General features: G+C 39.4%; 9 protein-coding genes. 6 read left to right on the forward strand and 3 right to left on the reverse strand.

Annotated elements, in window-relative coordinates; all coding sequences use genetic code 11:
• Positions 1-113: 113 nt before the first annotated feature.
• Entirely contained in the window at positions 114-1,436 is a 1,323-nt protein-coding gene (gene rmuC, locus B4N43_RS09325; RefSeq protein ID WP_286734310.1) for a DNA recombination protein RmuC, read from the forward strand.
• Positions 1,437-1,526: 90 nt separating this feature from the next.
• On the opposite strand, the gene B4N43_RS09330 is transcribed toward rmuC, so the two are convergent.
• Positions 1,527-2,603 carry a DUF4407 domain-containing protein gene (locus B4N43_RS09330; protein ID WP_120335147.1) on the reverse strand — a complete coding sequence of 359 codons (1,077 nt, stop codon included), beginning with the start codon at positions 2,601-2,603 and terminating at the stop codon, positions 1,527-1,529.
• A gap of 171 nt (positions 2,604-2,774) precedes the next feature.
• On the opposite strand from B4N43_RS09330, the gene B4N43_RS09335 reads away from it, so the two are divergent.
• Positions 2,775-4,886 carry a M3 family metallopeptidase gene (locus tag B4N43_RS09335; RefSeq protein WP_120335146.1) on the forward strand — a complete coding sequence of 704 codons (2,112 nt, stop codon included), beginning with the start codon at positions 2,775-2,777 and terminating at the stop codon, positions 4,884-4,886.
• 256 nt (positions 4,887-5,142) lie between these two features.
• Complete coding sequence (locus B4N43_RS09340) at positions 5,143-5,334, forward strand: hypothetical protein (RefSeq protein WP_286734313.1); 192 nt, start codon at positions 5,143-5,145, stop codon at positions 5,332-5,334.
• Positions 5,335-5,473: 139 nt separating this feature from the next.
• Here B4N43_RS09340 and B4N43_RS09345 read toward each other — a convergent pair whose 3' ends face one another.
• A complete protein-coding gene (locus B4N43_RS09345; RefSeq protein ID WP_286734315.1) occupies positions 5,474-6,859 on the reverse strand; it encodes a nucleotide sugar dehydrogenase in 1,386 nt (461 codons plus the stop codon).
• A 226-nt stretch (positions 6,860-7,085) separates the two neighbouring features.
• On the opposite strand from B4N43_RS09345, the gene dnaG reads away from it, so the two are divergent.
• From dnaG to B4N43_RS09360, 3 genes are read left to right on the forward strand one after another with little or no spacing between them, the layout of a single operon-like run.
• On the forward strand, positions 7,086-9,089 hold the full coding sequence (gene dnaG / locus B4N43_RS09350; protein ID WP_286734317.1) for a DNA primase: 2,004 nt from the start codon (positions 7,086-7,088) through the stop codon (positions 9,087-9,089).
• 8 nt (positions 9,090-9,097) lie between these two features.
• Positions 9,098-9,454 (forward strand): YraN family protein, encoded by a 357-nt coding sequence (locus tag B4N43_RS09355; RefSeq protein WP_145330336.1) that lies wholly within the window; start codon positions 9,098-9,100, stop codon positions 9,452-9,454.
• Between the two features lie 30 nt (positions 9,455-9,484).
• Entirely contained in the window at positions 9,485-10,513 is a 1,029-nt protein-coding gene (locus B4N43_RS09360) for a glutaminyl-peptide cyclotransferase (protein WP_075994525.1), read from the forward strand.
• A 482-nt stretch (positions 10,514-10,995) separates the two neighbouring features.
• Here B4N43_RS09360 and B4N43_RS09365 read toward each other — a convergent pair whose 3' ends face one another.
• Positions 10,996-12,018, reverse strand: a complete 1,023-nt coding sequence (locus B4N43_RS09365) for a Kelch repeat-containing protein (RefSeq protein WP_286734320.1) — start codon at positions 12,016-12,018, stop codon at positions 10,996-10,998.
• Between the last annotated feature and the right edge of the window lies 1 nt (position 12,019).

Genomic DNA, 12,019 nt, shown 5'->3' on the forward strand with positions numbered 1-12,019 from the left:
TTTTTAGTGGTGCCGATTCATTAAGATTGAGGCGTTATAGGTTTAGTTAAATGCAGTGATGGCAAAATAGACCTGCTCAGGTAAGCATACACCATCTTCAGAAAATACAAATCATGGAAATATTTTTCTTTGCGGGAATCGTATTGTTATTGGTCATTTTGATCGTATTGGTACTAAAAAAGAATACCGATACCAGTACTGGTCCCGCGTACAATAAAGAGGTTGAAACACTAAAAATTGAACTTGCTAGATCGCAACAGCGGGAACAAAGTTTGCTGGAAGAACGTCTTATGCTAAAAAATGAATTGGATAAGGAACGGGAGAATCTTCTGGTCGCAGAGCGGTCTTTAGAGAGTACACGTTCTTTTTATGAGGCGCAGCTCGATAAATTTCAGGAACAGAAGAATGAAATCGCAGAGATTAAACGACAATTCAACAATGAGTTTCAGGTTATTGCCAATAAAATATTGGAAGAGAAGACACAAAAGTTTACAGAGACCAATCATCGTTCCCTGGGCTTGATCTTGGATCCATTGAAGGAAAAAATCAAATTGTTTGAAGAGAAAGTCGATAAAAATTACAATCAAGAGGCCGCGGAAAGAAATTCTTTAAAGGGAGTTGTCCTTCAGCTGGTCGAACAGAGTCTTAAAATTAAAGACGAAGCCAATAGCCTAACCAAGGCATTAAAAGGGGATACCAAAAAGCAGGGCAATTGGGGCGAGGTAATTTTAGAGCGGGTTTTGGAGCGTTCGGGACTTATGCGCGATCGCGAATTTAGATTACAGGTCTCTCTTATGGATGCCGAAGGAAGAAGAATGCAACCCGACGCGATTATCGACCTTCCTGAAGATAAACATCTGATTGTGGATTCAAAAGTTTCGCTGATTGCCTACGAACGTTGGGTCAATGCTGAGACGGACGAGGACCGCGCAATTTTCGCAAAACAACATGTACAGTCTGTGGAAAATCACGTGAAAGAACTTTCCGCAAAAAACTATCACGAGTTATATGGTATAGAATCGCCGGAATTTGTCCTGCTGTTTATGCCGATTGAATCTGCATTGAGTATGTCCGTCGCTGAAAAACCGGATCTATTTAGCGATGCTTGGGATCGTAAGGTTGTCATCGTTAGCCCTTCGACATTGTTGGCGACATTGCGTACTATCGCCAGTATCTGGAAACAGGAACGTCAGACCAGGAATGTAATTGAAATAGCGAAAGAAGCAGGGAGCCTTTACGATAAATTTGTGAGCTTTCTGAACGATATGGAACAGGTGCAAAATCAGTTGGAGCGCGCATTAAAAAGCCATGAAGATGCAACTAAAAAGCTCTCTACAGGCGCTGGGAACGTGATCGGAAAAGTGGAGAAATTAAAACGTTTAGGAGCCAAAGCAAATAAACAGATCGATTCCAAATTTTTAGATGAGGAAGATTAACAAAAATGGGCTTGCCGAAAGGTAAGCCCGTTTATAATTTTTAACCGTGCAAAGCAAAGCCTGCTCTGCTAACTTATGCTAGAGGTTCTGCTAAAGCTCTTTCATCCGTTTATTGATGGAAACATCCACATAGGTATCCTTTAAACGATCTACAGCTTCTTTTTGAACAGTGACATTGGTGTCTGATTCGTAATCATGAATAGTCCTTTGGTTTTGGACTTCGTTGTCATAAGGATCCTTTCCTGCTAAGAGCTTGACGATTACCGGAAGACATTCGAGGAAGACAAAAAGCAGCGCAATAAAAAACACAGCATTTGCATTGGATTCGTTGACCTTTCCATTGGCATCGTACCTTAGATTGCCCAGCGCAGAATTACGGTCTGCAAAACCAGCGACATTGACAGCGCTGTCCAACGAAGCGTTGGATAAGACTTTTTGGTCCAATATCCCTTCAAATTTCTGTTTCTGACGTATTGCGTTTTGCTGGGTCGTTATCTTGTTCCGTAAAGTGTCCAAATAGCCTTCTTTTTTCTTCAGCTCTTCTTCTTTCATTTTGGCATAAGGGCCATATCCCATGACACCAGATGTTTCAGTTGTTTTGTTCCCGAATATCTCGTAATTCAATTTTGTACGATCATTTTTAATACTAGCTTCCAATGAATCACGTTCGACCGTAATCGCTTTTAAAAGTGAAACCTCATTGGCATATTTCTTATTGAAAGTACTGTTGAGCGTGTCGATTTTAGCGCGTTGATCGGCGAGAAAACGTACACGGAGGTTTTCTCGAATCTCTTTATCGAAGATTTTTAACTCCAACGGCCTAGAGATAACCAAACCAATCAAAATTGCCAATAAAATTCGAGGAAGAGCCTGCAGAAGCTGCATAAGGCCACTTTTTGATTTATTTATACTGAGTACAATATAGCGATCCATATTGAATATCGCTAAACCCCAAATGATGCCAAATACAATGGCCAAAAGCCAGTCAAATGCCCCACCACTAAATACGAAATACATGGCATAGCCACCCGAAAGGCTGGCAAACAATCCCGTAAAAAAAATAGTAGCACCTATGGCTGTGTACTTACTATGCTCTTCCGGATATTTTTCAAGAGTTTCTTGATGTACCCCCGCACATCTCCAAAAGAAACGGTTAATATCGCTCATTAAAATATTTTTACTCAAATTGACAGATTATTTTTAACAAGGTTTATGAATAAGTTTTTGTTTTACAATACGATGACTGTTTTCATGTTCTTCTGCAACCCCTCTCCAACAAGGCCGACCATTTGCCTAATTTTATTATCTTTGAAAAAAAATCAGGAATAATCAGATAATATGAAGAAAAGACAACTTTTGCCATTTTTTGCGATAGTGGCAACTGCATTTGTTGGTTGTGAGGAAAAAAAAGTGATGACAGATAATCCTCTTTTATTGGCTTACGAAACCCCATTTAATGTACCGCCTTTTGACAAGATCAAAACAGAGCATTTTAGGCCAGCTTTTGATGAAGCGATAAAAGTACACAATTTGGAAATTGACACGATAGTCAACAATTCGGATAAAGCAACATTTCAAAATACGATAGTCGCTCTAGAAAATGCAGGTGGATTATTGAATAATGTATCTACTGTATTTTATAATCTAAATAGTGCCAATACAAATGATAGTATTCAGGCGATAGCAAAAGATTTGGCTCCCATCTTATCGAGTCATTCTGATGAAATCTCGATGAATACCAAACTATTTGACCGTATCAAAACAGTTTGGAGCAGTCGAAATACACTTGGATTAGACGAACAGGACAATAAACTGTTGGAGGAAACCTATAAGAGTTTTGTACGTTCCGGAGCGAATTTAAAGGATGCTGATAAGGAAAAAATGAAAAAAATTAATGCTGAGCTTTCAACATTAACAACGCAATTCGGACAAAATTTGCTTGCTGAAACCAACGCTTATACACTGGTCGTTGATTCTGCTAGCCAATTGGAAGGCTTGCCTGAATCGTTGAAAACAGCAGCAGCTGAAGAAGCCGTAGCAAAAGGAAAGAAGGATAAGTGGGTGTTTACCTTACAGAATCCTTCCATTATGCCCTTTCTTCAATATGCAAAAAATCGTGAACTGAGAAAGCAACTTTGGGAGGCTTATCAGCTACGCGGTAATCAAGATAACACCAACGATAACAAGGCGATCATTCAAAAAATTGTAAACCTTCGCCTTCAAAAAGCAAAATTATTAGGTTATTCTTCACATGCGGCCTATGTCCTAGAGGAATCAATGGCGAAGAATCCGACCAATGTCTATGCACTGTTAAATAAACTTTGGACTCCAGCTCTCGCTAAAGCAAAAGGTGAAGAAGCAGATATAGCAAAGGAAATAAAGGCTGAAGGAGGTAATTTTGCTGTGGCCCCTTACGATTGGAGATATTATACAGAAATTATTCGCAAAAAACGTTTCGCATTGAATGAGGACGAAATTAAACCTTATTTGAGTCTTCCTGCAGTTCGTGAAGGTGCGTTTGCTGTAGCTAATAAATTATATGGTTTGACGTTCGTAGCCTTAAACAATGTACCAACTTACCATAAAGATGTGGAAGTGTATGAAGTTAAAGACAAAGACGGTTCTCATTTAGGTCTGCTATATGCCGATTTCTTCCCTCGAGAGTCAAAACGAGGGGGAGCCTGGATGACTTCTTACCGTAACCAGTCGACAAAAGATGGCAAACGTGTTGCTCCAGTAATTTCCATTGTATGCAATTTCACAAAACCAGTGGGAAAAAATCCTGCCTTGTTGACATTTGATGAAGCGACTACTTTGTTCCATGAGTTTGGACATGCTCTGCATGGTCTTCTTTCCAATGTGAGATACCGCTCTATGGCCGGAACTTCTGTACCACGTGACTTTGTTGAACTACCTTCACAAGTGATGGAAAATTGGGCAGCAGATCCAGAGGTGTTAAGAACATATGCTAAGCATTATAAGACCAAAGAAGCAATGCCAGATTCATTGATTCAAAAAATGGAAAAGGCCGGTACCTTTGATCAAGGATTTGCAACGGTTGAATACCTTTCTGCCGCGTTGTTAGACATGGATTATCATGCTACCACAAAAGAAATTTCAAAAGACATTAATGGCTTTGAAAAAACAGCAATGAAAAAAATAGGTATTATTGATGCTATTATTCCGCGCTATAGAAGTACATATTTTCAACATATCTTCGCTGGTGGATATTCTGCAGGTTATTATGCCTATATCTGGTCAGAAGTATTGGATTCAGATGCCTTCGCAGCTTTCAAGGAAAAATCATTGTACGATCAAGTAACAGCGGATTCTTTCCGAAAAAATATCCTTGAAAAAGGAGGTACTGATGATCCTGCTAAAATGTACCGTACGTTTAGAGGTGCAGATCCAGATCCAAAATATCTATTGAAAAAGAGAGGTTTAAATTAATGCTCTCTAATTAAAAAAAGGCGATATAGAAATATATCGCCTTTTTTTTGTTCAGGTACTTGTTATTCTAAAAACTATTCTTACATTTGAATATTATTTATAATGAGTCTAAATAAATGCAGATAGTATGTGTGACACAAAAATTCTAAGCCAAAGAGGAGATACCCATATTAGTGTTTGCCATAAGTGTCAAACATATTATATCTGGCAACAAAGTTTTGTACTGACATTTACGAGGAATAAATTCTTCGATTTCTTGAATATTACGAAAAGTAATGGTGATGAGCTCTTTTTTAGCACATTCCCAGATGGTGAATTTCGGTTGATTATGAAAACACCTTATCCAGATATCGTATTTTCATTTGATGAAGAACAATGGCAGAATTTCAGAGATGCACTCCAAGAAGCTTATTACATGAATGAGTTTTATGGAATGCTAAATAATTAAGATAAAAAGTCCTGTTGCATCGCTTGTGTTTCATCTCTCTTTCCTTACGCGTTGACAACAGGCACAAACAAAACCCTCAGTTATAGTTGCATACACCTATGCGACTATATACTGAGGGTTCTTTTTATCTATATATTGATTACTCGCCTATCGCGTAATATTTAAAATCAAGGTCTTCAAGTTCCTTACGGTTCAATAGTTTACGGCCATCGAACACAAATGCAGGCTTTTTCATATGCTCCTTAATTTTGGCCCAATCATAATGCTTAAATTCCTCCCATTCAGTCAATACTGCAATTGCATGTGCATCATTGCAAGCCTCATAGGCGGTATTGACAACCTTTACCAAAGCTCGATTTTCTTCCGAAGAGCGCGTATTTAGATAATCTAGGTCGGCATAGATACGTTCAGCGGACACTTTGGGGTCATAGACCGTGATTTCAGCTTGTTCACTCAATAGATAATCTGCAACATAAATCGCTGCAGATTCACGCGTATCATTGGTGTCTTTTTTGAATGCCCAGCCTAAGAATGCAATCTTTTTGCCCGATACAGTATTATACAATGTTTGGATAATGTTGTCCGCAAATCGCTGTTTTTGATAATCATTCATCAAAATCACTTGATCCCAATACTCGGCAACCTCTGTGAGACCGTAACTTCGTGCAATATAAACCAGATTGAGGATATCTTTTTGAAAACAAGAGCCACCAAAACCTACAGAAGCTTTCAGAAATTTGGATCCGATCCTGGAGTCCATACCAATCGCCTTGGAAACTTCATCTACGTTTGCCCCTGTTTTCTCGCATAGTGCCGAGATGGAGTTAATGGAGGAGACACGTTGTGCTAAAAAGGCATTTGCGGTTAGTTTTGAAAGTTCAGATGACCAAAGGTTCGTTGTGAGAATCTTGTCGCGACTTACCCAATGGGCATAGATGTCGACCAATGCGGCGATAGCTTCATCATTCTCTCCGCCTATAAGCACACGATCTGGATTGATTAAATCCTGTATTGCTGTGCCTTCAGCCAAAAATTCAGGATTGGAAAGAATATGGAAATTAACACCATTACCCGTGTTATCAAGGATACTTTTTAAAGCTGCCGCAGTGCGAACGGGTAAAGTCGATTTTTCAACAACAATTTTGTCGTTTTTGGCAACCGCTGCGATCTGTCGTGCACAAAGTTCAATATACTTTAAGTCTGCAGCCATTCCCTTGCCTTTTCCGTAATTCTTAGTCGGTGTATTGACCGAAATAAAAATCATGTCGGCCTCGTCGATAGCTTTTTCGATATCGGTTGAGAAAAACAAATTACGATTACGCGCTTCTGCAACAATCTCTTGTAAGCCTGGTTCGTATACAGGAAGGTTGTCTAGATTCTCATCATTCCAAGCCGCGATACGGGCGGCATTGACGTCGACGATCGTAATCTCAATATGTGGACATTGCTTTGCAACAACTGACATGGTAGGTCCACCGACATAACCAGCACCGATACAGCATATTTTCTTGATTGTTTTGCTCATTTTGATTATCTTAATCAGCTATAAATTGAAGAACAAACTTAGATAAATTGCTTTTGATATGCAATACAAAGCACAGCATATCAAAACAATTTATTTAGGCGAACTGGCTCATCCATTGTTTTTCCTTCTATTTGTTTCATTGCCCTTCTGCAATGCCATTAAAGAAGGCATTTCGTAGTGGAGATGCAAAAGATTTATTCTAATTTTACATTAAAAAAGAAACGGTTTGATAAAGCAGGAAGTTATTGATAAAGTACTGGAAACAGCACGGATAGAAGAGGTGGTGGGGGACTTCGTTGATTTAAAGAAACGGGGAACTTCTCTGATTGGAAATTGTCCTTTTCACCATGAAAAGACGCCTTCCTTCCACGTTTCAGTTGCAAAGGGTATTTATAAGTGTTTTGGTTGTGGTGTTGGTGGAGATTCCCTTAAATTCGTCATGGAACTGGAAAAGTTCTCTTACCCGGAAGCGATCCGTTATTTAGCCGATAAATATTCGATTCAAATTGAAGAAATCGAGCGTTCTCCTGCCCAGCTTGCTGCGCAGGATAAACGGGAAAGTCTATATGTCCTAAGTGCTTGGGCCAGTAAATTCTTTGCCGAACAACTCTGGAAAACTGAAATGGGTCAAGTCATCGGACTCAACTATTTCAAGGAGCGTGGCTACCGAGAAGATATCATCAAAAAATTTGAATTGGGCTATTCGCCTGAAGAATGGACTGCATTGGTCGATAAAGCACAGGTAGCTGGTTTTCACCCAGATTATTTGGCTGCAAGTGGTTTGGCTATTGAACGTGATGATAAATCTTTATATGATCGTTTCCGTGGCCGGGTCATGTTTCCGATTCATAACCTGACAGGGCGTGTAATTGGCTTTGGTGGTCGGACACTAAAGACGGATAAAAAGGTCGCCAAATATGTAAACTCTCCCGAAAGCGAAATCTACCATAAATCCGATGTGCTGTATGGATTGAATTTTGCCAAAAAAGCAATTATGGAAGAGGATAATTGCTACTTGGTAGAGGGCTATGCCGATGTTCTTTCGGTACATCAAGCTGGAGTCGAAAATGTTGTTTCCTCCTCGGGAACGTCTTTGACAACAGGTCAGATCAAGCTTATTTCCAGATTCACAAAGAATGTGACCATACTTTATGATGGGGATGAAGCAGGGATCAAAGCCTCCCTACGCGGTACAGATATGCTGCTCGAAGAAGGCTTAAACGTTAAAGTGCTGCTTTTTCCCGACGGTAATGACCCCGACTCTTATGTTCAAAAGTTTGGTGCCACGGCTTTTAAAGATTATGTCAAATCCAATCAGCAGGACTTTATTTTCTACAAAACGAATATTCTGCTTCGCGATGCCAATAACGATCCAATAAAAAGGGCTTCGGTAATCCGTGATGTCGTCGAGAGTATTGCATTGATTCCCGATGAAATTAAGGTTTCTGTTTTTATCCGGGAATGTAGCAGCCTTTTGGATATAGAAGAACGCATTTTATTGGCAGAACTCAACAAGATTAGGCTCAATAGGGCAAAGAAGGCGGATAAGGATGCTGCTCGTAAACCCCAGAGCCCACCGCCTAATGCAGGGATGCCACCTTTTGGGATGGATGGTCCACCCCCGGATTTCTTCATGACAGATGATGAAAGAGGGGGAGTAGCTCCTATGGCGAATGTCGAACAACCGGTACAACTGACTTCGGAAATTCTTCAGGAACGAGAGATTGTCCGTATTCTAATCAACTATGGGGATTATCTGGCAACCTGGGAAGGTGATGGGGATATTCCCGTTGCAGGACTGCTACTGGGAAATATCAGCGACATAGAATTTAAGGATAAAGCTGCGGCCTATATTTTAAAAGTCTATAGAGATGCTGCAGAAAACTACGAAATTCCAGATGCCAAGCAATTTTATTCGAATTCGGATACAACCATATCCGATTTGGCGATTAATAGTGTTGCCAGCAAATATTCACTCAGCGAAAATTGGAATGACGATAAGCGTAAAATTTATGTAACGCAAGAATATGAGCATTTAAAACAACTTGTTGTTACAGCGATCTATCGGATTAAGAAACGTAAGATTGAGGCGGAAATGCATCATATTCGTGAAGAAATGAAACATGAACAAGATGTGGCAAACCTAGACGTCCTTATTTTTAAATATCAGAAACTTAAAGAAGCCGAACGGCTCTTGGGAGGCTTTCTGGGAAATACGATTGTTAAGTAATACTTGATATGGCCAAGCATCTTGAAACGGGCGAATGGGGTGAGCAAATGGCCATGGAATACCTCGTGGAGCAAGGCTATAAAATAGTGTTAAGAAATTGGCGATTTAAGAATTTAGAAGTAGATTTGATTGTCGTGGACAGGGATACCTTGGTATTCGTTGAAGTAAAAACACGGTCGGGAACGGATTTCGGCGAACCCTACGAATTTGTAGATCGCAAAAAACAGCGACTACTGATTCGTGCAGCACAGGCTTATATCCTTAAAACAGGTTATGTCGGTGAAGTCAGATTTGATGTTGTCGCAATAACAAGATCCCCCAAAACAGTACTCAACCATATCAAAGATGCGTTTTGGGATAGCTAAGGATACGTACTTATAAATAATTATACATAGATGAGAAAAATCACTTATTTTATGGCAATTGCAGCGCTAGCTTTTGCTTCTTGTAAGTCAAAAAAATCAAGTTTGGAATTTGCTTCCCCTGGAGCAAATCAAGCTGTTTTAAAAGGTGCTCAAGTCCAGTTGAAATTGAAATTTGAATCAGTATCAATGGACTCTGTCGCTTATTTTGTCGATGATAAACATGTGGGGTCATCAACTGATACTACGGCAATTACGGTAGATACCAAAGACATGGCCTATGGTACACGTAATATTTCCGCCTTGGTATACAATGCTGGAAAACCCGATTCTGTTTCAAGTACATTTTATGTTGTACCTGAAAATGCGAAGAACTATGGTTTTGAGGTTGTCAACAAATACCCGCACGATACGACAGCTTTTACACAAGGGCTACAGTTTGCTGATGGTATTCTCTACGAATCTAATGGCCGTTATGGTGAGTCAAACTTGAGAAAGGTCGACCTAAAAACAGGTAAAGTACTCAAGGAAATCAAATTTGATGAAAAGACTTTTGCCGAAGGAATGACATTGGTAGGTAATAAGTTATTTATGTTAACGTGGCAACAAGGAGAAGGATATGTCTTTGATAAAAACTCTTTTGTAAAGGAAAGTTCCTTTAAATATGAAAATAGTAAAGAAGGTTGGGGTTTGACCTACGACGGGCAGCATTTGATAAAATCTGATGGATCCAATAAATTGTTCTTTTTAGATGCAACGACCGGTAAGGAGCTAAATGCTATCGGAGTTTACGATGAAGCTGGACCAGTGGATGAACTTAATGAACTGGAATATATAGACGGCAAAGTCTACGCAAATGTCTATCAAAAAGATGTTATTGTTATAATCAATCCGCAAACAGGAGCGGTAGAAGGACGGATTAATCTTGTGGGTATCTATGAGCATACTTCCGCTTATGACAATGAATTGAATGGAATTGCTTACGACCAAGCTGGAAAGCGTCTCTTTATAACAGGGAAGTTATGGAATACATTATTCGAGATCAAGACAGTTGAAAAATAAACGAACTTCAGATCTTGATCCTTCTTTGTGAGGGCGACAGTATTGCACATTCGAATAAAATGGAAACCTTGTCAGAATTATCTGACAAGGTTTTTTATTGCGCCCCCATTCTTCTTTGAAGTATGGATGTTATTGTGTGAGGTTTTCAATTCCATCTTTTCTATAATGACGGCCCGGGGCTGAGACAGATCGCTTTTAAAACTGTATCGGAAGCTTTTAAAACTGCATGGAGAGAATGAAACATTATGACGAGCAAATCTCTCGTCAGGTATACCTCAATTAATGAAGAACAAGAGAGTTGCCCTATATTAGTAAATAATAGCCGGATATATGCTATTATTGATGAGTGATTTCGCTATAGCGGACAGCCATAAAAGAGAGCTAGAAATCCTTTTTTAACCAATAGAAACACAATATTTGAAGCAAAAAAAAGGAATGAAGTTTCAAACTTCATTCCTTTCTTTATATTGATTTTATTTCGATTAATAAATCGGAGTAAACATCCAAGTATCGTCAAAACGAGATGAACCATTAAGTCCAGTTGTGATATAACCGTTGTTTAATACAGAGAAACCAATAGCATCTTGGCGTGCTGAACCAGCGAAAGCACCGTTGTCATTTGTCCAGTAGTCACCAGAAATATTATATTTCCAAGTGCTGTTGATAACCGCATTTTTGTAACCACCAACAACGAATGGAGTACCATTGATTGCGAAAGCAGAAGCATTTGAACGAGTCAAATCGTAAGTATATGAATCATCTGCTCTGTTTAGATCGTTCAATTTAGTCCATTTGCTACCATCAAATTTATAGAAATCTTTTGGGTAAGAACCGTTAGAGATACCGCCACCTACGTAAGCTACATTATTGACAACAAAAGAGAATGCTGCTTTTCTTTTCGCAGAAAATGGCGCATCACTGATTGCTTGCCAAGTATTAGCAGTAGGATCATATTTGTAGAACTCATTGGTATTGGTTGTTCCACCACTAACGACAGTTTCACCTGTTCCAACATAAGCCGCACCGTTTAAAGTAAAAGCGACTGCATTAGACAAAGCAATCGGAAGTGGGGCAATGCTTGACCAAGTGCCTTTTCCGTTATTACCTGTAGGGTCAAATTTGTAGAAATCTGTTAGGTTGTTTGTTCCGTCATTTCCACCACCAACATAACCGATATTACCAATGGAAAAACCGATGGCACCGTTTCTCTCAACACCTGTGAAAGGCGCTTTTTCAGCCCAAGTATCTGATGCTGCATCATACGCATACGTGTCTTTCACACGGAAAGGCTTACCACCAGCATTACTTGCTAGACCAGTAGTGACATATGCAACATTATTTATCAAAAAGCTAGCAGCAGATGAAGTTTGTGGGCCTTTAAAAGCAGCTTTTGCAAACCATTCGTCTGATTTGGTTGAGCTGTCGTCACTTTTTTTACAAGAAGAGAAAGTTGTAACTGTAAATACAAAAGCTAATAAAACGAGTAGCCAATTTTTCTTGTTCATA

It is taken from the genome of Sphingobacterium sp. UBA1897 (genome assembly GCF_002337775.1).
Lineage (GTDB): Bacteria > Bacteroidota > Bacteroidia > Sphingobacteriales > Sphingobacteriaceae > Sphingobacterium > Sphingobacterium siyangense.